The organism is Methanomicrobiales archaeon (assembly GCA_030019205.1).
Taxonomy (GTDB): domain Archaea; phylum Halobacteriota; class Methanomicrobia; order Methanomicrobiales; family JACTUA01; genus JASEFH01.
In genome coordinates, this window is the sequence record JASEFH010000011.1 from 255 (window position 1) to 22,158 (window position 21,904).

The window sequence follows — 21,904 nt, forward strand, 5'->3', positions numbered from 1 at the left end:
CGTTGTAGAGCTGGGCGGCGAGCGTCTTGTTGTGGGCGACGACGAGCGTCGGCTTCTGGACCGCCTGGATGACGTTCGCCATGGTGAACGTCTTCCCCGACCCCGTGACGCCGAGGAGCGTCTGGAATCGGTGGCCCGCGCGGACCCCGGCGACCAGCTGCTCGATCGCCGCCGGCTGGGAGCCCTTCGGACGGAACTCGGATACGAGGTTGAACTCTTGCACGATGCCTATTATTGGGTGCCGGAGATCTTAACTGCTGGGGTGGCGGGGCAAAAGTGTCGCTGCGGGACGGCTGCGGGGGCGTGTGCCGGGCGGCACCAGGACCCTGTACGCCGAACACCGGGCGCAAATCCTCCCGACCCTGCGCCTGGCATCGGGGACCGCACGGGGCTCGATCGGGTGCCGGAGATCGCGGGGACGCGTGCCGCGCAGCGGCAGCCGGCAGGAGTGCGCCCGACCCGCAATCCCCGGAGAGGGGAGGGCATCGTTGAAGCCGGGCGCCTGCGCCCCAGGATATGCAGCATGGCTATTTTTATGGGATGTCGTTTCATTCGATGCCGGCAGCATCGATGTTCGCGGCATGCGGGGACGGTCTGAATGGTCAGAAATATTCTGGTGAAACTGCGGGAGGCAACGCAGTCGGTGCTGCCTGTCAGCGCCATCGTGCTCGCCCTGCACGCCACCATCGCCCCCATGCCGATCTGGACATTGATCCTCTTTCTGACGGGCGCCATTCTGCTCATTGCGGGCATGAGCGTCTTCACCCTGGGTGCGGACATCGCGATGGTGCCCATCGGCGAATCGTTCGGATCCGCACTGACGAAAACCAGAAAGCTCTGGCTGTTCGTTGCCGGCGGATTCGTCCTGGGCATGGTGCTCACGGTCGCCGAGCCGGATCTGCAGGTGCTGGCCCGGCAGGTGCCGGCAGTTCCGAGTGTGGTCCTGATCGCTGCGGTGGGGCTCGGCGTGGGATTGTTCCTGATCTTCGGGCTGCTGAGGATCCTGTTCCAGTTCCCGCTTCACGTCCTATTCGTCGCATCGTATGCGCTGGTGTTCGCGGTCGCCTCGTTCACAGCTCCAGACTATCTGGCCGTCGGATTCGACTCGGGCGGGGTGACCACCGGCCCGATCACGGTTCCCTTCATCCTCGCGCTGGGTGCCGGCATCTCGGCGGCGATTGGCGGCAGGAATACCGATGAGAACAGTTTCGGCCTCTGCGCACTCTCTTCGATCGGGCCCATCCTGGTCGTGCTGGTGATGGGGATGTTCTTCGATCCGTCGGTCTCCGCGCACGCCTTCGAACCCCCTGCCGGCATCGAGGGCGTCGGGGAGTTCTTCGCGATCCTCGGGAACGGGTTTCTCCAGTTCTCCCGCGAGGTCCTGACCGTCCTTCTCCCCATCGTGGTCATCTTCACGCTGTTCCAGCTCGTGCACCTGAGGCTGTCGAGAACCGCGCTGATACGGATCCTGATCGGTATCGTGTATACGCTCATCGGCCTGGCGGCGATCCTGACCGGTGTAAATCTCGGGTTCATGCCGGCCGGCATCTACATCGGAAACCACATCGCCGCCATGCCCTACCGCTGGGTGCTTCTGCCCCTCGGCGCAATCGTCGGCTTCTTTATCGTCTACGCGGAGCCGGCGGTGCACGTGCTCAACACGCAGGTCGAGAATATCACCATCGGCGCCATATCGAGAAGGATGATGATGGCGGCATTGTCCATAGGCGCGAGTGCCGCTCTGGTCCTCTCGATCTTCCGGGTCCTGAGCGGCATCGAGATCTGGTACTTCCTGGTTCCCGGCTACGCCGTCGCTCTGGCCCTGACATTCTTCACTCCCGCGCTCTTTACGGCGATCGCATTCGACGCCGGCGGGGTGGCATCGGGAACCATGACCGTGGCTTTCCTGCTGCCGTTTGCCGTGGGCATCTGCGAGGCCGTCGGAGGGAACGTGATAACGGATGCCTTTGGCATCGTAGCGATGGTGGCGATGATGCCTCTGATCACCGTGCAGCTCATGGGGCTGATCCACCAGTCGATACGCAGCAGGACCCGGGAGGGTAGCGGTGAGACAGATTGAACCGTATGGAGGGAGACGAATTGTTTGATGATGGAGACGATGCCACCCACTCCAACGGGGGCCGGTCGGGAGGGGTGCCGGTGCAGGATCCAGCGAAATCGGTATTCCTGAGTATTCTGGTCGTCATCGCGGACAGGGGACGGGGCGAGCAGCTCCTGGCGCTTGCCGTGGAAGACGGCGTGCCGTTCAGCCTGCTGACCCGGGGTAGAGGGACCGCGGATACGAAACTCCTCTGCTATCTGGGACTGGGGGAACCGGAGAAAGACATCCTGTACAGTCTCGTACACGCCGGGGCATCACGGAGCATCCTGGAAAAGCTTAACGCCAGGTTGCTTCCTAAAGAGGAGTACAGAGGGATTGCGTTCGCCATGCCGATCACCGCCATGGCGGATACACTACCGGACAAGCCGCTGCAGGAATCGACCTGGGAGCCAGAGATGCCAACGGAACAGCCATACGACCTGATCGTGGCGGTCACCAATCAGGGTTATGCGGATGAGGTCATGGACGTGGCGAGAGCCGCCGGAGCCCGCGGGGGCACGGTGCTGCCCGCACGGAGTATCAGCCCCGAGAAGGTCCGGGAGTTCTTCGGCGTGTCCATCCACCCGGAGAAGGAGATGCTGTTCATCCTTGCGAAGCGAGAGGCCCGCCCGCGGATCATGGCAGCGATCGCCGATAAAAAAGGGCTCCAGACGGATGCGCAGACCGTCGTCTTCTCCCTCCCGGTCAGCGGCGTGGCGGGGCTGCCGCCGGAGGCCTGAAGGTCGCGGATGCACGGCCACGCCGGCACGGTGCCGGGTGCGGGATATATGCGGCCCGATGCTCCTGCAGCGATGCCGGAGAGGGGTACGAGTCACCCAGACCCGTGCTCCTGCCGGCGCGGTCCCCCGGTCTCATCCCGTGAGCTTCTTCGAGCGCAGCAGGCGGTTGTAGGCGACGGCGACCCGGTGCGCCTCGTCCCGGATCTCCTGGAGGAAGAGGGAGGCGCGCTCCTTCTTCTGGACGGGCAGGGGGAAGCGGAGAGCGGGGATGTAGATCTCCTCCTCCCGTTTGGCGAGGGCGATGGCGGGGATGGAGAGCGAGAGCCGTTTCAGCTCGGCGAGCGCCGCGGAGAGCTGCCCCTTCCCGCCGTCGATGACGATCAGGTCGGGCAGCTCGCCCCCCTCCTTCTGCAGGCGGGCGTAGCGCCGCCGCACCACCTCGGCGATGGCGGCGGTGTCGTCCACCCCCTCGACCGAGCGGATGCGGAACCTGCGGTAGTTCCGTTTGTCCGGCTTCCCCTCGCGGAACTGCACCATCGCCCCCACGGTCGAGGTGCCGGAGAGGTGGGAGATGTCGAAGCACTCGATGACGCGCGGCAGGACGGGCAGGTGCAGGCTCTTTTTCAGCGCCTCGAGCTTGATCCGCTCCCCGAAGAACGCCGCCTCGATATTCTTCTGCACCAGCTCCAGCAGCCGTTTCTTCTCCCCCTTTGCAGGGACCGTGATCCGCACCGCCTTCCCCTTGCGGTAGGCGAGGTAATCCTGCAGGGACTCTCCCACCGCCTGCGGGAGGATCAGCTCCGACGGGGGTTCGCGGTCCGCGTAGTAGCGGGCGACGAACTCCTCCAGGAACTCCCCGCCGCCCTCGAAACGGAACCACTCCCTGTCGGTGAGCGTCCCCCGCTGCACCGCAAAGACCATCACCCAGACGCTTCCTTCGGCGGCGACGAAGTTGATGACGTCCTCGTCGTGCTTCTTCTGGCGGGCGACGTGCTGGCGCTCCCCCAGGCGCTCGATCGCCTGGATCTGCCCGCGGAGCTCCAGCGCCTTCTCGAACGCCTCCGCCTCCGCGCACGCCTCCATCTCGGCGCGCAGTGCGGAGAGCAGCTCCGCGCTCCTCCCCCGCAGGACCGCCTCCGCCCGCTTCACGCTCTCGCGGTACTCCTCCTTCCCGATCTTCCCGATGCAGGGGGCGCTGCAGGACTGCATGTGGTAGCGCAGGCACGTCTTCTTCGGGAGCCGCCGGCAGGTCCGCAGGCGGAAGGTCTTTTTCAGCACCTGCAGCACGAAGTCCCGCTCCTGGGCGGAGACGAAGGGCCCGAAGAGGGTGCCGCTCCCGCCGCCGGGCCGGCGCGCCATGCCGATGCGGGGGAACTCCTCGTCGGTGATCTGGATATAGGCGTAGCTCTTCGCGTCTTTCAGGTCGATGTTGTACTTCGGCTGGTGCCGCTTGATCAGGTTGGACTCGAGAATCAGCGCCTCGGTCTCCGTATCGGTGACCATGCAGTCGACGGAGGCGATCCTCTCCACCAGCCGCGCGGTCTTGGGATCGAGCGGCCTCTTCTGGAAGTAGCTCGCCACCCTTTTTTTGAGGTGCTTCGCCTTGCCGATGTAGAGAATCTCCCCGCCACTGTCCCGGAAGAGGTAGCAGCCGGGTTCCGCGGGTAGTTGGTCGAGTTCTATCATGCTGCCAGGATTCGTTTCAGGAACTGCCCCGTGTAGCTCTCATCGCGGTCCGCCACCTCCTCGGGGCTGCCGCAGGCGACGATGGTGCCGCCGCCCTCGCCGCCCTCCGGGCCGAGGTCGATGATGTGGTCGGCGGACTTGATCACGTCCAGGTTGTGCTCGATCACGACCACGGTGTTGCCCATCTTCACCAGGTCGTCGAGGACGCGGATCAGTTTCTTCACGTCGTGGAAGTGGAGGCCGGTGGTGGGTTCGTCCAGAAGGTAGAGAGTCTTTCCGGTCGCCTTCTTGGCCAGCTCACGCGTGAGCTTGATCCGCTGCGCCTCCCCGCCGGAGAGCGTCGTGGAGCTCTGCCCCAGCTTGATGTAGTCCAGCCCCACCCGGCAGAGCGTCTCCAGTTTGGTCCTGATGGCGGGGATGTTCTCGAAGAGGTGCATCGCCTCGAGAACGCTCATGTCCAGCACGTCGGCGATCGACTTCCCCCGGTACTTCACCTCCAGAGTCTCGCGGTTGTAGCGCTTCCCCTTGCACTCCTCGCACTCGATGTAGACGTCGGGGAGGAAGTTCATCTCGATCTTGATCAGCCCCTCCCCCTGGCAGGTCTCGCACCTCCCCCCCTTGAGGTTGAAGGAGAAGCGGCCGGGTCTGTAACCCCTGCGCTTCGCGTCGGTCGTCTCGGCGAAGACCCGGCGGATCTCGTCGAAGACCTTCGTGTAGGTCGCCGGGTTGCTCCGCGGCGTGCGGCCGATGGGGCTCTGGTCGATCACGATCACCTTGTCGATCTCGGAGCCGAAGGAGATCGCGGCGTGGGCGCCCGGCGTCACCCGGGCGTGATGGAGCTCCTTCTGCATCGCCTTGTAGAGGATGTCGTAGACGAGCGTCGACTTCCCGCTGCCCGAGACGCCCGTCACCACGGTGAGCACACCGACCGGGATGTTCACGTCGATCCCCTTCAGGTTGTTCTCCCGGCAGCCGGCGAGGGTGATGAACCGATCGCTCTTCCGCCGCGCCGCGGGGACCTCGATCTCCAGCTTCCGCGCCAGGTACAGGCCGGTCAGGGACTGTTCGTTCCTCTCGATCTCCTCGGGCGAGCCCTCCGCCACCACCTGCCCTCCGTGGATGCCGGCTCCGGGCCCCATGTCGATCACGTAGTCGGCACTGCGGATCGTCTCCTCGTCGTGCTCGACCACGATCAGGGTGTTCCCGAGATCCCGCAGCGTCCGCAGGGTCTCGATCAGCTTGCGGTTGTCCCGCTGGTGGAGCCCGATCGAGGGCTCGTCCAGGACGTAGAGCACGCCCATCAGGTTCGATCCGATCTGGGTGGCGAGGCGGATCCGCTGTGCCTCCCCGCCGGAGAGGGTGCCCGCGCTCCGCGAGAGGGTCAGGTAGCCGAGCCCGACGCGATCCAGGAAATGGAGGCGGGCGTTGATCTCTTTCAGGATCTGGCGTGCGATCTCCATCTCCTTCCGGGAGAGTTCCAGGTTCCGGAAGAACTCGATTGCGCGGGCGATGGAGAGATCCGTCACGTCGACGATCGATTTGCCCTGAACCCTGACGGCGAGCACCTTCTCTTTGAGCCTCCGCCCGCGGCAGACGGGGCAGGGAGAGATCCGCATGAACTTCTCCAGCTCCCGCTTGCGGTACTCCGACTGGGTCTGGCGGTAGAGCCTTTCTGCCTGGGGGACCAGACCCTCCCAGGAGGAGGTCTGGGACCAGTGCATATCCCCGTTCCTCGCCGTCATGGAGAAGCGGATCCGCTCCGGGGAGCCGTACATCAGGGCGCTGTACTGCCGATCGGTCAGGTCCTCGATGGGTGTGAGGGTGTCGAACCCGAAGTGCTTCGCGACCGCGCTCAGGTAGTAGCCGCGGTATGTATCGAAGTAGTTCCTGTAGAGAGCCACCGCGCCTTCGGCGATCGACTTGGTCCTGTCGGGGATGATCAGGTCGGGATCGAAGTCCATCCGGAACCCGAGACCATTGCACTCCTCGCAGGCGCCGAACGGGCTGTTGAAGGAGAACATCCGCGGCTGCAGCTCCTCGAACGCGATCCCGCAGAGCGGGCACGCCATGCGGGAGGAGTAGAGATGCTCCTGATCCTCCCCGTCAAGGACCAGGATCAGCCCGTCGGACCGCGCCAGGGCGTTCTCGCAGGCCTCGACCAGGCGGGAGCGGTCGGCCGGATCCAGGCGGTCGATCACGATCTCGATGTCCTGTTTTTTGTATCGCTCGAGCGGAATCTCCTCGTCGGTGCGGTGGATCACCCCGTTCACCCGCACGCGGGTGTAGCCCTCGGCGTGCAGCTCCCGGATCAGCGCCTGGTAGGTGCCCTTCTTCTGCCGCACGATCGGCGCCAGGATGGTCGCCATCCCGCAGACCTCGGCCGCGATGCGGTCGGCGATCTGCTCGGGGGACTGCGACTCGATGCGGATGTTGTGCTCCGGGCAGTAGGGCACCCCGATCCGCGCGAACAGCAGCCGCAGGTAGTCGTAGATCTCGGTGACGGTGCCCACGGTGGACCGCGGGTTCTTGCTCGTCGTCTTCTGCTCGATGGAGATCGCCGGGGAGAGGCCCTCGATGCTGTCCACGTCGGGTTTGTTCATCAGTCCCAGGAACTGGCGGGCGTAGGCGGAGAGGGACTCCACGTACCGCCTCTGCCCTTCGGCGTAGATGGTGTCGAACGCCAGGGTGGACTTCCCGGAACCGGAGAGACCGGTGATGACGACGAGCTTGTCCCGCGGGATCTCGACGGAGATATTCTGCAGGTTGTGCTCGCGCGCACCTTTGATCCGTATGCTCTTCATGGCTGTGGTGTCTGGATCGACGTGCTGGTGTGTTTATATAGATCGGATCCGAGGGGGCTTAAAACCTGCAGGCGCGGTACAAAAGTGAGTCAGAGAGCCCGGATCATCTGGCCTAACCGGGGCAGGAAATCCTTTTTGCGGGACATAATGCCCTCCATTTCGATCGGCTGCTCCCGCATCCCGAGTCCTGCCAGGCAGGCGTCGTCGGCGGCGGCGAAGACTGCGCTCGCGTTCTCGAAGATGCTGGTGAAGAGCGCCGCGTAGATGTCCACACCCTGGGATGCCCGCAGGCGCGCGAGCTCCGTTCGGATCTCCTCTCTGCGCTCCCGCGGGAACTCGAACGTCGGGACCATCACCTGGGCGACGATCACCTCCCTTCCGAAGAGGGTGTAGCGTTTGGTGTCCTGCATCAGCAGCTCCTCGATCGTGCAGGTGTCGTACTGCATCCCCGCCTGGATCAGGCGGGTGCCGAACTCGACGGGATCCTCGTCGACCCACCGGGCCAGGTAGTCCACTGCCTTGCGGTCCGAGGGCGTCGTCGTCGACAGGCGGAGCGCCATGGTGTCGGAGAGGATCCCCGCCATCAGCAGCCCCGCGGTCGACTCCGAGGGCTCGATCCCGCTCTCTGCGAACCTGCGGGCGATGATCGTGGACGTGGATCCGACAGGATCGTTCAGGAAGCGGATCGGTTTCAGGGTCGAGATGGCGCTCAGGCGGTGGTGGTCGATGATCTCCAGGATGTCCGCGTTCTCGATCCCGTCCACCGCCTGCGCGGGCTCGTTGTGGTCCAGGAGGATGACGGACTTCTGGATGTCCTGCATCAGCGAGGTGCGGGAGAGCATGCCGAGGAACTTCCCCCCGGAATCGACGACGCAGGCGGTGCGGTACCGGGAGGCCGAGATGACCTGTTTGGCGTACTCCAGGGTGTCCTCCATCTGCACGGTGGGGACGTCCGTCTCCATGATCATCCCGGCCGGCAGGGAGAGGTTGATCATCTTTCCCACCCCGAAGGCATCCAGGGTCGTTGTCAGCACCGAGACGCCCCGCTCGCGGGCGGCGCGGACCACCCGCTCCCCGAGGGGCGCCCCGTCGGCGAGGATCAGCCCGGCGATGCCGGCCGAGATGAGCGCCAGCTGGGCGGGCTCGTTGTCCCCCACGATCGCCACGTCCCGGGGGGATATGCGCGAGAGTGTCACGTGCAGGGCATCGATGGCGGTGTAGACCTTCCCCTCCAGCGTCTCTCCCGCGGAGACCGCCACCTCGGCGTTCAGGACCCGCGCCAGCGTCTCCAGACGGATGGGGGCGAACGTCAGCGGCTCGATCTTCTGCCGCCGCACGTAGGCCCGGGCGAGCCCGTACTCGCTGACCAGCCCCACCAGCCGCCCCTCCCGGTCCGTGATGGGCATGTTCCGCATGTCGTAGGCGTCCATCAGGGCGGCGACGTCCACAGTCGGGAGGTCCCGATCCGCGCTCCGCGTGTCCAGGTAGGGGATGTCGGAGACGTTGGGCTCCACGCTCTCGACGTAGAGCGGCGGCTCGCGCCCGAACCTCGAGAGGACGAACTGCGTCTCGGCGTTCACGTCGCCGCAGCGGGCAGGGACGTACCGATCGGGCTCGCCGTGGTTGAGCAGCTCCGCATACGCCAGGACGCTGCAGATGCTGTCCGTATCCGGCTGGCGGTGCCCGATCACGTATACTCTATGCATGCGTCGCCTCCTGCGCTCTACTGCCCCTTCGCCAGGCAGGGCAGCCGACCCCATCCTCTCTTGAACCCATCCGGTGCGGTCTCTCCCATAGGCAACTGTTCGTGATTTTTCATCTGGATACCGGAATAGAGCGCCTCACGCCTTCGCCAGGCGGTGGATGCCGAGTCCCGCAAGGGATGCGGCGGCCAGCACGATGGAAACGAGCGGGTCGAGCATCGCGGAAAACAGCACCAGAAGTGCCGCCATGATGGCAGCGCCCCCCTCTGTTCGGGAATCCAACCGGATCACGTCTCACTATGAATGGATGCCCGGGGGATAAATTCCTTCGCCCCGCCCGTCTGCCCCATAACATCCTTTGGCAGAATGCCAGGAGGGTCAGCCGCTCCGAAAATTGGCGGATCAAAGCGTCGAAGCGATCGCATTCGGGAGAAGATCCGGCGGAGAGTCTGTCGGTTTCATCCCCGGAATCCATCTTCCTGTTCCCGTGCGGGTGGAGTGCACGAGTCCCCGCTTCCCCAATCCAGCCCCCACCCCGCAGGTACGATAGCCTCCAAGGATCCTGAAATATCTCCCCTAACAACCTCACCGCCAGTACGATAGCCTTCTTGGATGTTCGAAGGATAGCCTGGCTCGATCCGGATCTGGTGTCCGACCCGGATCCGATTCGCGCTGACAGCCCCTGTCGTACCAAAGAGATTCCCGCGAGAGCGTCTCACTTCGGATTTTATCGGAACCGGATCGCATCGAAACGCCAGTGCTCTCCCGTCAGCGACCGCGGCATGGGCCGGGAGCGGGCCCGCCCTGCACTCCGCAAAGGATGAGGTCCGAACGTTCCTATCGGGCGGCAGTGCCGCGTTCTGCTGCCGCCATCTGCCCCGGAGACGGTGCCATCTCCTCCAGCTTCTTCAGGGAGGCATCGATGAACGCGGGGAGATCCCCCGGGTTCCGGCTGGACACCAGGCTGCCGTCTTCCACGACGGGAGCATCGACGAACTGCGCCCCCGCGTTCCGGATATCCTGGGCGATGGACTTCCAGCCGGCGACCCGGCGCTCCCGGAGCACGTCGGCGGTGATCAGCAGCTGCGGCCCGTGGCAGATCATGAGCACCGGTTTGCCGCTCTCCACGAAGCGCCGCACGAAGCGGACCGCGTCGTCATCCGCCCGCAGGTTGTCCGGGGAGTGCCCGCCGGGGATGAAGAGCGCATCGAAATCGTCCGCGGATACGTCTCTCACCGCCCGCTCGATCCCGACCGGAGTCGCTTTTTTCTTTCCGCTCACCGTGCTGCCCCGCTCCAGACCGACGTGCACCAGTTTGTGCCCTGCGGCCCGGAACGCATCCGCGGGCTGGATATACTCCACGTCCTCGAACCCCTCTCCAATCAGTACGGCAATCGTTGCCATATCATACCCTCCTTGGGGAATGACCAAACGCCCGGTTCCCGCTCTTCCCGGCGGCGGGGGACCGTGCGTCCGGTCACTCCGGCGATGCGGTGCTCCTCTCTCCCGGACATCCTATAAATACACACCTCCTCGCTCTGGTGCATCCCTGCGCCGCGACGGCGGCCCCTTGAGAGAGTGAAACCCCCCCCCCGCCGCAGGGAGAACGCACCTACTGCAACGTTCGGGGAAGAGAATGGCGAACTCCTCCGCCGGATGGCTCCTTGCAGTATGGGAAGCGGTGAGAGGAGAAGCGATGGGACGGGCGAGATGCAGGTCCAGCCATGTTGTATCCCGCTTCATCCTGCAGGTACGGGAACGCCCCATTCGGGGTGCTTGGAGGGGGCGACCTAAAACTGCGCATGCACCTTTTTCAGCATTCAATGGTCCGGAGCGGCATCCTCACAGGCAACATACCGGGTCCCATCGGAGAGGCTGATCGAGCTGAAGCGGACAGTCTTCTCCGCTCCGTCCTTGCACCGCACCAGGAGCGTGCGGGAGCGGACCGCGCCGGGATCCGCCAGATTCGCCTTCCAGGCAGCAATCGCCCCCTCCTGGTATCCAGGATCGGGAAAGGCGCACTCGAACCATTCCGTTCCCGTGGGGATATCAGAGAGCGTGTACCCGAAGCGTTCCGTGAATGCGCGGTTGAGGAGGGTGCAGCGCCCGTCCGCCTGGACGAGGGCGGTCGGGATCGGGGAAGCATCGAGCACCTCCTGCAGCCGCCGTTCGCTGCGGTGGAGACGGTCCTCGGTCTGCCGCCGGGCAATCGCGATGGAGGCCTGCCGCAGAAAGGACTCGACCACCTGCGTATCCTCGAGCTCCCGGTCGGGCGGGAGGATGATCCCGACATTGCCGAAGAGCCGCTCCCCCCAGACGAGAAAGATGAAGTAGGCCTTTCCGATAGGAAGCGTCCGGCAGATCTCGTCACAGAGCTCCGGCGGGATCTGCCGGAAACTAAGCTCGTAGAACGACATCCCCTCTGGCCCAATCTCCGGCCAGAAGGTGAACTTCCAGGCCTGCCCCTGCAGCAGACTCAGGGGATTTCCGCCCCGAGGATGCGATAGGATCTCGGTCATCGGGACCACCAAGCCCACGGGATCCCGCCCCAGTATCCTGGTCAGCGCACTGCGAATATGGGCATCACGGATAGCCTGTATGGTAAACTGCCGGCTGCCTTCATCGTAGGATATAACCTGGATGAGCGTCTTTGGAACCAGTTCAGAGATCCGATCGGCGATGTACTGGTAGATATCCTGCTCCGGGGGCATATCGACGAGCTCCATCGCGGTTTTGGCCAGGAACTCCATGTTCTGCACATACCGTTTCCGCTCCGTGATATCCTCCAGGACGAGGGTAGCACCCTTCTCCCCGTCCTCGAAGGTGGTGGGGATCACCTGCAGCTGGAAGAAGAGGTCCTTCCCCCCCTCCTGGTACCGAAGGTCGGTAATGATCTGCTCTTTCTCCAGGCTCTCGATAATGGATAGGGCCTCCGGGGTGGAGACGACGGGCAGGTTCGCGGCGGCCAGGGTATAGCCCACCAGGTCCTCCTTGGTCCGTTTCGCCAGTGTGAGGCACCGGTCGTTCACCTGGACGATGCGGTGGGAACTGTCCAGGATCAGGACCAGGTTCTTCGTGAAGCAGAGAAAGGCGGACAAGGGGACCCGCTGGGCCCGGTAGTAGACTTTCGCGGAGCCGAACGCTTTCAACTCCACCTGGCCGTTCACCCGCAATAGCTCCAGCTGCCGTGCTGCGGTGTTGCGGTTAATCCCGGTTGCCGTGGCGATGTCGGCAATGGTCATCCCCCGGGAGCGGTACTTGAGGGCTTTCAGGATCCGGGCGGCGGTCTCCGGCGCGTGCTGCATGCAAGTGACTTGCTCCAGAGGATTACATCAGGTTTTCCATGGAGTAGTGCAGACCGTCGAACCCACGAGCCGGGGCCAGGGATGGGGAGCAGGTATCCTTCCTATCCCGTCCGCTCCCTCATGGGTGATATCGAGGATCGGAACTCCATGGAGCAGGATTTGAACGGCAGGCATTCGGGCCCGAACATGAAGTGGCTCATGTTCCGGTCAGCGAAAGCGGGCCAGGGATCACGCAGACCTTCCCCGCCAGGCTATCGTACCGGGGGTAGGGGACGGGGGGAGGGGGCGCACCCCCTCCCCCTTTGGTGCGATAGGGACTGGTTAAGCGAACAGGATGTCAGCGTTCTCTGCAAGCGGTTCAACAAGAGCCATAATGACCGATGGAGAGGGCCAACGGGAGGAATCCGGAGACGGCCGGTCCCCTGCGGTCCGGGAAATAAAGATTAATGGCAGATCACGCCCACGTCCTCATGCAGGTGAATCGATGCTCATCGGTATCATCTCCGACACCCACGACAACCTCCCCCGGGTGGACGACGCGGTGCGGGTGCTGAACAGGGCGGAGGTCGGGCTGGTGCTCCATGCGGGCGATTATATCGCCCCCTTTGTCCTCCCCCGCCTCGCAGACCTGGACGCCCGGATGATCGGGGTGTTCGGGAACAACGACGGCGAGAGGGCGGGGCTGCACCAGAAGCAGCAGGAGTTCGGCAACATCGATATTCGGGGCCCGTTCGCCCGCGTGGTCGCGGGGGGAATCAAAATCGGGCTTCTCCACGGCCACGACGGGGAGCTGCTGGAGGCCCTGATCGAGGGGCAGGGGTTCGATGCCGTCGTCTGCGGCCATACGCACCGCTATGCGGTCGAACGGCGGGGGAGGAGCCTCGTCGTAAACCCCGGCGAGGTGTGCGGTTACGTCAGCGGACAGTCGACGCTGGCCCTCCTCGACACGGAATCGCGTGATGTCCGCCGGATCCAGCTCTAGCGCCCGGCAAGCGCTGCACCGCAGAGAGGCAGAGGGATGGGCAGCCGGCTGCGTTGAACCCCCGGGTTCAAGAATCGAACCGGTGCCATCACGGGAATATATAGGCAGGGCGAAGAGAAGCAGCTACCGTACAACTCTGGACTTCGGAGACGCGATGCGGGGGCAACCATGGATCCCAACAGAATCCTGAGCGGCGGCATCTTTCGCCTGAAGCGGATCGACGGGGAGGTGCTGATCCAGATGCCCTCGGACGCGGAGCGCTACGGGCGCTTCTGGGAGCGCGTGATGTTCCCGGACGGAACCGTGCTCTTCCGCCCCCGGGATGCGGATCTGAGTGCGAAAGAGAGCGTTCAGGAGTGTTCCCCGCCGCCGCTCGAGCGCTTCAAGGCGTTCTTCAGGACCAAGCATACGCCCTAGCGGGCGCTCAGGGTTGTCTGGCGGCTGGAAGATGCCTTCCTGGCTGGACGCTGCTGTCTTCGGGGGAGTCCAACTTCCAGATAGAAGACGCGATCCGCCAGCTTCGCCAGAAGCCGCGCGGACGCATCCGGTGCGGCGGCATGGCAGACTACGGCTGCGGTTCGGGCTGCCTCCCGCATGGCCGCGGCCAGCGGGGGGATCAGGCTCCGGTCCCCGTAGAAGGCGGGGTCGTGCTCGATCAGGACGAGGGGGTGGTGGACCCCCTGCAGACTCGAGCGGAGCTCGCGGGGGTTGCGGGCGCAGCGGAGATCGAGAGCGGCGCGGCGCACACGGCAGAGGACGGCCGAACGATCTCCGCAGATGTAGAGCGGGCGCGACAGGGCAGGGACGCCGTTCAGGGCGGAGGCGACCGTCTCCGCCGGCGCAAAGGCGACCGCGAACGTTCCCGCGGAGACGACCATGAGGGGATGCAGCGCGAACTCCATGCGAGGCAGGGTGGCTCGGGCGCCGGGATAAGGGCGTGGCATGAGGGGCGCGAAAGTGGAGCGGACCGCCCCCGCGGGGGCGGACTCCGGCGGACAACAATCTATGTAAAGTGTGCGGACGAACCGGATCCCCGGGGGAGAGCAGCGGTGCTGCGCACGAGCGCAACGCTCATATGGGAGCCGGGCCCGTATACCGGAACCTGCTGATAGCACCCCGAGGTTTGCGATGGGATTCCGCGAGGCGATGGAGTTCGGCGTTCCCGATATCCGGAGGGGCTTGAGAGGGCTCTGCAGGATCTTCGAGTGCGGAGATGCGGGCATGCAGAGGGAACTGCAGGCCGCCCTCCGGGATATGGACGAGGCGGCTGTCGAGGTCTTCATTCTGGCGCTGAAGCACAGGAGCCGGAAGATCCGCGCCCTGGCGCTCTCCACGCTCGCGGAGATCCGGGCTGCCCGGGCGGTGAAGCCCATCGTCGAACTGCTCGGCGACGAGGACGCGGAGATGCGGGCCAGGGCAGCGGCAGCGCTCGGGGAGATCGGGGATCCGGCGGCAGCCGCCCCGCTCATGCACGCGCTGCGGGATTCGGATCGGTTCGTGCGGGCGCGGGCGGCGATCGCCCTCGGACGCCTGGGAGGCGGGGTTGCCGAACCGCTGATCGCGGCGCTGTCGTCGGAGCACGAGCCCATCCGGGCGGGTGCGGCGATCGCGCTCGGAGAGCTGCAGGATCCGCGGGCGGCCCCGCATCTCCTGCGGGCGCTGAAGGACCGGGGCCCGGCCGTCCGTGCAGCGGCGGCGATCGCCCTGAAGTATGCCGGCCCTCCGGCGGTCGAGCCCCTGATCGGAGCGCTGCAGGACCCGGATGCGGATGTCCGGGCTGCCGCCGCCATCGCCCTCGGCAGGATCCGGGATCCGCGCTCCGTTCAGCCGCTCCTGCTGGCCCTGAAGGACGCGAGCGACGACGTGCGGGCGGAGGCCGGAGCGGCCCTGGGAGGCATCCGGGATCCGCGCTCGGTCGAGGGGCTCATTGCCGCCCTCACGGAGGACCGCAAGAGCGTCCGCTACTGGGCGGCCTCGGTCCTGGGCGAGATCCGGGATCCGCGCTCCGTCGAGCCGCTGATCGCGGCCATGCAGGACCCCGACGGCGACGTGCGGGAGGCGGTCGTTGAGGCCCTGGGCGAGATCCCCGACCCCCGCGTGATCGAGCCCCTCAAGAAAGCCCTGAAGGACGAGCACAGGCGGGTGCGCAGGACGGCGGCCCGCGTGCTCCGTGGGGACGGGGACCCGTAGCGGCAGGGGGGGGGACGTGTTCTCGGCCATAACCCCGGATACGGGCAGCGCCGCTCGATGAGAGCGGATCGCCGCAGCCCCTGCACGCGGCCGTCCGGCGGGCCCACCGCTCTCTGATCCGTCTCATCCGCCCTTTATCCGGCTCCCCGGCAGCAGCCTGCCGTGGCCGCGGGGCACACGTAGACCACGACGGAATCCGTTACTGCCTGCCCGGTGGGGAGCCCGGGCTGTCTCCCGGGGAGGAGGGCTTGGCTGAAGGAGCGGATGCGGATATCGGGACCGCGGTGATCGCAAACAGCAACGCCATCATTGGCACGAGCGTCTCCGTGCTCCCGAGCATCACCGCCGGGTTCGCAGGGCCGGCCATGGTCGTCTCCTTCCTGGTTGCGGGACTGATCGCGTATGTCGCCGCCCTCACCTCCGCAGAACTCTCCCCGTTTATCAGCGGGAGAGGGTGGCTCCATGCGCAACGGCCGCACCATCTCGCAGCGGGGCGGCTTCCTGATCGGCTGGGTGCAGACCTTCAGTTTCGTTCTCGGTGCGAGCGTGGCGACCTTTGGAACCTGCTCAATGGCACGACCTGTGCCGTGCCCTGGGCGCACATCCTCCTGATCGGGGGCCTGGCCACTCGTCCTGACCATTGCCGGCATCGGCTGGACACCGAGGACTGCCCGTCCGCCCCCGGGGGTGCTGGCGTTCAAACTCAGCCCCCTCGCGGTCTCCGCCATCGTCGGCGGAGCGCTCCTCCTATCCCGGAGGCGACTTCTCCGCCGGCACCCCCGTTTGCATCCCCGGGAGCGGAGGGGATGCTGCGGGGCGCCTCCATGAACTTCCATGCATTCGGGGGGCCAAGCGCGATGTCCATCTTCCCCGACCGGGGAATATCCCCGGAGCCCTCGCGATCTCCCCCGGCGCGGCGGCGATCCATGCCATCTGCGTACCCCTGGCCGCCATCGGTCCCGGGGGACAGGCACATCGGCGGTTATCCGCCTTCCTGCTGGTCGTTCCGGGCGGCGGCAGGCGGAGTCGCGGCAGTGCAGGGGAAATATTTATTAACGAACCTGCCCGTCCGTACTGGCATCATGCAGGTTCAGGACGTGGACCGGATGGCAGGCGACGGCGATCTGGAGGGTCTGATCCGCTCGCTGCAGGATGAGAGAGCCGATGTCCGCCGGAGAGCGGCGGTTCAGCTGGGATTCCTGGCCGAAGGGAGAGCGGCCGAACCCCTCCGGCGGGCGGCTGCCGCCGATCCCGATGCGGGAGTGCGGGAAGCCGCAAAGACCGCGCACGAACGGCTTGTCGAGGCCGCCCGCGCCTCCGAGGCCGCATCGGAGACCTACGTCTGCCGCGAGTAGGGGAGAACCGCAACAGGCAACAGCTGCGGAATCGGCAGAGGCCTCGCGGGATCGATTCCATGCAGGGAGAGCGGACGCGCGTCGCCGAAGGCGGGCCGCTATATCCGGCTCCCGTGCCTTCCGGGCTTGCGGTGCGGCGAGCGCCCTCCGCTGAACGATGCGCTGATCAGGAGAGGCGAGAGCAGGTTGCCCAGCAGGAAGACGCCCACCAGGACGGAGTAGAATGTGCCGTCCAGCACCCCGCCGGCTGCCCCCAGGCCGAGCATCAGCAGGCCGTACTCGGACATCGGCGCCATGCCGGCGGCGACCCGGACGGACTGGCCGAGCGAGTGGCCGCAGAAGAGCGCCGGCACCATCGCCGCCGCGAAGCGGATGGCGGCGAAGACCGCGAGGAGGAAGACGAGCCAGGGGAGATTGAGCAGCAGCGGGAGAACCGTTACGCCGAGCCCCAGGGATGCGAAGAAGACGGGGATGAAGAAGCCCTCGCCTATCTGGCGGATGCTCCGGGAGACGGCCCCGGCCTGCGGTGTCCTGCTGACGAGAATGCCGGCGAGCATCACCCCCAGGTAGGGCGTGAGTCCGATCGCCTCTGTGATCGCCGCCAGGGAGAAGGCCAGGAGCAGCGTCAGGGCCAGCAGGACCTCGTCCAGGCGCAGCGCCTGGACCGATGCCATCATCCGCTGGACGAACCGTTCGCCGAGCCGGCTCGCCACGGCAAACGTCCCCGCGACCATCAGCCCCAGGGAGAGGAGGGGCGCGGCGCTGAACTCGCGGGCCTGCAGCAGGTTGACAACGGAGGCGATCAGGAGGATCTCGACGATGCCGTTCATGACCTGGAACCCGATGATCGTCCGCCCCTCCGGGGAGTTCAGCCTTCCCAGGGCGAAGAGGAATCGCACGGCGATCACCGTGCTCGAGCCGAAGATGGCCGCTCCCACCACCGGCACCAGCCCGGGATCCAGGCCGAGGTGCGCGAAGAGGAGGGCGAGCAGGAGGAAGATGACGGCGGCCGTGCATACCTGGGAGAGGATCAGCCGCTCCAGGTTCCCTTCGATGGTGTCGAGATCGATGGAGAGCATCGTCAGCAGGATGAGGAACATGATCCCGATCTGGGACACAACGCGGATGGTCTCCGAGGCTGCCAGACCGCTGACGACTGCACCGAGAACCGCACCGCCCAGCAGTTCGCCGACGAGGGGCGGCTGGCGAAGGCGGGAGCATGCCATCCCTCCCGCCTTTGCGCACAGAAACAGCAGCGCCAGGTCCCACATCCCGAAACTCAACCTCTCCCCCCGTCCTGCCGCTATATAGCTACGGCCATGGGGATTCTCAAATATTTTCTCATTCCGCCTTCGGAACTCCGCCGGAGATGCCGCCCGATCGATCGGTGCGGCGTCCGGGAGCGGCGGGATCGGTCCGTGCGGACGCTCGGGGAACGAACACGGGAGAATACGGTCAAAAAAGGTATGCGGGGATCAGACGACCCGCCGGAGCAGGTCCCTGTCGATCACCTCGGGCGAGAGGGGTTTGCTCTCGATGCGAAGTGCCTGTTCCACTCTCTGAGCGTAGTGGAACGCGTGCATGAAGTTCGCCGGCAGCCGTTTGCTGCGCCACCCGCGTTCCAGCCAGGAGATGCGGCGGATCCCGTCTGCCGATTCCCTCAGCACCTCGACCCGTGTATCTCCAATCTTTCCCGAAACCGTCTTACCAGAACTGTCGACGTAGGTATACGGCTCCTGCGCCCGGACAGTCTTGATGACGATCGATTTCTTCGGAATCTTTACCGTGCTCAGTACGGCAAAAGAGCTATGAGGCCCAGGATCTCCATCATCAGTGGATTCCATACCGGTTGTTCACTCTCGTGAGGAATGTCCAAGGGTTGATCGCATCCTCATACGATCAACGGGCAAATCCAGCCGGCATGCCGCGCCGCTGCTGGTTTGCTATCCTCTCAGTATTTGCCTTCGTGTTTATGAATCTGATGGTAGAGGGGAGGGCGGCAATGCCCTCTGCGTATCGGAAATGCGAGCAGGAGACCGCAGCCCGTGGGGATGGTTCCGCCTCGCGCACCGCCCGCCTGTCCTGCACCCCCGCTCACCGGAAGTAGCGGAGACCCGGCAGCCGGCAGCTGCGGAGGCGGCAGGCGATGAGAATGAGCGCCAGGAGTGCGGACAGGATCAGGAGGGTGCCGAGACCCTGGGCCAGGTCCCCGATGAAGGGGAGCCCCGGAACGAGCTCCCATCCGAGACTGGTGGTGAGCAGCAGGCGGGCGGCTGTCGTCACGACGAGAACGGCCGGAATCACGTACTTGACCATCGGATAGACCCACCGGGCCAGGTTTCCGCTCCCGGCCAGCTGCACCTCCAGCACCTCTCTCCCGAGGAACCAGGTGAATACGACTGCGGTCAGCACGGCCGTGACGGGAAGGCCGAGCGTTCCCACCGTCTCGTCCATGATATCCAGGATTCTCGCCCCGAATAGGGTCAGCTGGAGCGGGGTGTAGCTCAGCGCCGAGGGCAGCCCGACGAGGATGACCAGCGCCGTCAGGACGGCGCTCACCCTGCCTCGGGAGAGCCCGGTGCTGTCCATGAGCGGCGTCACGCTCACCTCCAGCATGGATATCGCGGACGTGAGCGCGGCGAAGAAGAGAAGAACGAAGAAGGATACGGCGATCCAGCGCCCGCCCGGCAGCAGCTCGAACGCACGGGGCAGGGTGGAGAAGGCGAGCTCCGCTCCGATGGCCGGCTCCAGCCCGAACGTGAAGACGATGGGGAAGATGACCAGCCCCCCGAGCAGTGCGACCGAGAGGTCGGCGAGGGTGATGATGAGGGAGGACCGGGGGATATTGATGCCGCTCTCCACGTACATGCCGTAGGTGAGCAGGATCCCCTGGCCCACCGAGAGGGAGAAGAAGGCCTGCCCGAACGCGGCGCTCCAGAGCAGGGGGTTGGTCAGGACGGAGTAGTCGGGTGTCAGGAAGAATGCCAGCCCGGCGGAGAACCCCGGCAGGGTCGCGGCGAAGAGCGCCATGCCGATCAGGATGACGAACACGAGAGGCATCAGCACGGTCGTGATCCGCTCGATCCCCTGCCGCACGCCGAGGGAGACGATCAGCCCGACGGTGAGGGCGGCGATGACGAAGAATCCCGGGGGAAGGCTGGAGGAGGTGAACGCGGAGAACGAGAGCGGAATGTCCAGCAGCGCGAAGGTGAAGTATGCGAGCGTCCAGCCCGTGACGACCAGGTAGTAGCTCAGGATGAGAAAGACGATGCCGGCGATCAGCCATCCCAGGACGTGGAACCGGGCTCTGACCTGACGGAAGGCGGAGACGACACTGCCCCGGAACTGCCTCCCCATGGCGAGTTCCAGGATCATCATGGGAACCGCGAAGAGGAATACCGCGATCAGGTAGGGGAGGAGGTAGGCGCCTCCTCCGTTCGCGCCCACCACCGACGGAAACCGCCAGATGTTCCCGATCCCTACCGCCGATCCGATTGCCGCCAGGAGAAATCCCAGCCGGGATGACCATCTCTCCATCGCCATTGCTCCGCGACGCCGCAGGTACGTGGGATGGACTGTATACATAAGGGTTACAGAATCGATCCTGCGGTATAGGGGAAAATTTCGCTGCGACGCGGTGCCGCGGCTCCGCGAGGGATCATCGCGGAAAATTCGGTTCGGAAGCAGGAGGGGTGGTGATTACGGATTGCTCTTCTTCTCTCGTCGAACTCTGATCGAGGTGCGGCAACGGGGACATGATGTGTACCATTCCGCCTTGCCCTTATAGTCCCACTGGTAGCCGCACCTCTGGCACTGCAGAATCATTGTATGTATTTATGTATGTAGCACCGTTTAAATAACAGTATCGCGATCGGGCAAGTTTTTATGTATGTATTTATGTATTTACTACCATAGTGGCAGGTGAGAGATCCGATGGTATACTGTGTCGTTTGCGATATCGGGCAGAAAGACCTGATAGTGGACAGTTTTCTCTCGGCAGGTGCAGCCGAACAGTTCGTCCAGACCACCCAGCAGTGGTTTGCCCTTCCGCTCCGGGTGATCAAACTCCTGGATGTGCGGGGCATTCTCCTCGACAAGAAAACCTGACGTTCGTGCTGTTGTAGAACCGGGGGGCATCGCATCTATTATCTCTGGAACGAACGTATTTTCTACCTGGCATGCTGGAGATCATCCCCTCGATCGTCTACGCCTTCGGAGCGCTCTTCATCATCCTCGATCCTCTGCTCTCGGTCCCCATCTTCGTGGACATGACGCGGGACCTCTCACGGAAAGAGGCGAACGAGCAGGCCTGGGTCGCGGTGATCGTGGCAGGTCTCCTGATGTACGTATTTCTCTTCTTCAATTTCCTGATCTTCGATACGCTGGGCATCACCCTTGCCAGCTTCCAGGTGGCCGGCGGCATACTGCTGTTCATCCTGGGCATGCAGGAGGCCCTCGGCATCGAGATCCCGCACGCCCGGAGCTACAAGCACAACGCGGCCGGCGTGGTGATCGGAACGCCCCTGCTCTGCGGCCCGGGCACCATCACCACGGTCCTCCTCCTCTCCTCGGAGTTCGGCCTGTTCGTTCCGTTCGTCGCCATCACGCTCGCCCTCCTGGCCACCTGGCTGATCCTGCGCTACGCCTCCCAGATCCAGAGGCTGATCGGGGAGCTGGCAACGGATATCCTGGCCAAGGTGCTCGGCATGCTGGTGGCCGCCATTGCCATCCAGATCATAACGGAGGGGATCATCGCTCTCGTCTAGGATGGAGGGGGGGGCAGGGCTGCGGAACAACGGAAGTCCGCGTCCCACCCCGCGATACGGGAATCCGGCTGCCTCCATGTGGACGGTCCGGGACTCCACGGAGCCGAAGGAGCCGTCCAGACGGCCCGCAGCGATGCCGACAGCGGTCCACCGGTAACAGGCAGACGCAGAAGGCGGCTGTTCGATCCTCTACGGCATTTCTTCCATCGCAATGAGGGGAGAGTGGGCTCGATGAGGGGGCCCGATCGTGCCCGCTCCCGCCGGCAGGACAGCAC

Annotated in this window: 18 protein-coding genes and 1 pseudogene; 8 read left to right on the top strand and 11 right to left on the bottom strand. The window is 65.0% G+C overall.

Going from position 1 to position 21,904, the window contains the following annotated elements; translation table 11 throughout:
* Positions 1-223, bottom strand: a pseudogene (locus QMC96_07460) (DEAD/DEAH box helicase family protein).
* Between the two features lie 375 nt (positions 224-598).
* Between QMC96_07460 and QMC96_07465 the strand changes: the two are divergent.
* Positions 599-2,080, top strand: coding sequence for a DUF1538 domain-containing protein (locus QMC96_07465; GenBank protein ID MDI6876591.1), 1,482 nt, complete (start codon positions 599-601; stop codon positions 2,078-2,080).
* Positions 2,081-2,100: 20 nt separating this feature from the next.
* Positions 2,101-2,841, top strand: coding sequence for a hypothetical protein (locus QMC96_07470; GenBank protein MDI6876592.1), 741 nt, complete (start codon positions 2,101-2,103; stop codon positions 2,839-2,841).
* 132 nt (positions 2,842-2,973) lie between these two features.
* Here QMC96_07470 and uvrC read toward each other — a convergent pair whose 3' ends face one another.
* The 6 genes from uvrC to QMC96_07500 form a co-directional block, all read right to left on the bottom strand.
* Positions 2,974-4,527: an excinuclease ABC subunit UvrC gene (gene uvrC / locus QMC96_07475; GenBank protein MDI6876593.1), complete on the bottom strand. Its 1,554-nt coding sequence runs from the start codon at positions 4,525-4,527 to the stop codon at positions 2,974-2,976.
* Positions 4,524-7,328, bottom strand: a complete 2,805-nt coding sequence (gene uvrA / locus QMC96_07480; protein ID MDI6876594.1) for an excinuclease ABC subunit UvrA — start codon at positions 7,326-7,328, stop codon at positions 4,524-4,526. The genes uvrC and uvrA overlap by 4 nt, the downstream gene beginning before the upstream one ends.
* A gap of 89 nt (positions 7,329-7,417) precedes the next feature.
* On the bottom strand, positions 7,418-9,034 hold the full coding sequence (locus QMC96_07485) for a putative manganese-dependent inorganic diphosphatase (protein ID MDI6876595.1): 1,617 nt from the start codon (positions 9,032-9,034) through the stop codon (positions 7,418-7,420).
* A 135-nt stretch (positions 9,035-9,169) separates the two neighbouring features.
* Positions 9,170-9,322, bottom strand: coding sequence for a hypothetical protein (locus tag QMC96_07490; GenBank protein ID MDI6876596.1), 153 nt, complete (start codon positions 9,320-9,322; stop codon positions 9,170-9,172).
* 546 nt (positions 9,323-9,868) lie between these two features.
* Positions 9,869-10,435 (bottom strand): type 1 glutamine amidotransferase domain-containing protein, encoded by a 567-nt coding sequence (locus tag QMC96_07495; GenBank protein ID MDI6876597.1) that lies wholly within the window; start codon positions 10,433-10,435, stop codon positions 9,869-9,871.
* A gap of 416 nt (positions 10,436-10,851) precedes the next feature.
* Complete coding sequence (locus QMC96_07500) at positions 10,852-12,336, bottom strand: PAS domain-containing protein (protein ID MDI6876598.1); 1,485 nt, start codon at positions 12,334-12,336, stop codon at positions 10,852-10,854.
* Between the two features lie 484 nt (positions 12,337-12,820).
* Here QMC96_07500 and QMC96_07505 point away from each other — a divergent pair, with 484 nt between their 5' ends.
* Positions 12,821-13,318 carry a metallophosphoesterase gene (locus QMC96_07505; GenBank protein MDI6876599.1) on the top strand — a complete coding sequence of 166 codons (498 nt, stop codon included), beginning with the start codon at positions 12,821-12,823 and terminating at the stop codon, positions 13,316-13,318.
* A gap of 168 nt (positions 13,319-13,486) precedes the next feature.
* Positions 13,487-13,735, top strand: a complete 249-nt coding sequence (locus tag QMC96_07510) for a hypothetical protein (protein MDI6876600.1) — start codon at positions 13,487-13,489, stop codon at positions 13,733-13,735.
* Here QMC96_07510 and QMC96_07515 read toward each other — a convergent pair.
* Entirely contained in the window at positions 13,732-14,220 is a 489-nt protein-coding gene (locus QMC96_07515; protein ID MDI6876601.1) for a hypothetical protein, read from the bottom strand. The genes QMC96_07510 and QMC96_07515 overlap by 4 nt on opposite strands.
* Positions 14,221-14,446: 226 nt before the next feature.
* Here QMC96_07515 and QMC96_07520 point away from each other — a divergent pair, with 226 nt between their 5' ends.
* Entirely contained in the window at positions 14,447-15,508 is a 1,062-nt protein-coding gene (locus tag QMC96_07520; protein ID MDI6876602.1) for a HEAT repeat domain-containing protein, read from the top strand.
* A gap of 248 nt (positions 15,509-15,756) precedes the next feature.
* A complete protein-coding gene (locus tag QMC96_07525; protein MDI6876603.1) occupies positions 15,757-16,863 on the top strand; it encodes a hypothetical protein in 1,107 nt (368 codons plus the stop codon).
* A 98-nt stretch (positions 16,864-16,961) separates the two neighbouring features.
* Here QMC96_07525 and QMC96_07530 read toward each other — a convergent pair whose 3' ends face one another.
* The 3 genes from QMC96_07530 to QMC96_07540 all read right to left on the bottom strand — a co-directional run bounded on the left by QMC96_07530 (position 16,962) and on the right by QMC96_07540 (position 20,400).
* Positions 16,962-18,146, bottom strand: coding sequence for a cation:proton antiporter (locus QMC96_07530; protein ID MDI6876604.1), 1,185 nt, complete (start codon positions 18,144-18,146; stop codon positions 16,962-16,964).
* Positions 18,147-18,338: 192 nt separating this feature from the next.
* Positions 18,339-18,707, bottom strand: a complete 369-nt coding sequence (locus QMC96_07535) for a hypothetical protein (protein ID MDI6876605.1) — start codon at positions 18,705-18,707, stop codon at positions 18,339-18,341.
* Between the two features lie 250 nt (positions 18,708-18,957).
* Positions 18,958-20,400 carry a sodium-dependent transporter gene (locus tag QMC96_07540; protein ID MDI6876606.1) on the bottom strand — a complete coding sequence of 481 codons (1,443 nt, stop codon included), beginning with the start codon at positions 20,398-20,400 and terminating at the stop codon, positions 18,958-18,960.
* Between the two features lie 384 nt (positions 20,401-20,784).
* Here QMC96_07540 and QMC96_07545 point away from each other — a divergent pair, with 384 nt between their 5' ends.
* Both QMC96_07545 and QMC96_07550 read left to right on the top strand, forming a co-directional pair.
* Positions 20,785-20,970, top strand: coding sequence for a hypothetical protein (locus QMC96_07545; GenBank protein ID MDI6876607.1), 186 nt, complete (start codon positions 20,785-20,787; stop codon positions 20,968-20,970).
* 71 nt (positions 20,971-21,041) lie between these two features.
* Positions 21,042-21,629 (top strand): MarC family protein, encoded by a 588-nt coding sequence (locus QMC96_07550; GenBank protein MDI6876608.1) that lies wholly within the window; start codon positions 21,042-21,044, stop codon positions 21,627-21,629.
* The last annotated feature ends 275 nt before the right edge of the window (positions 21,630-21,904 follow it).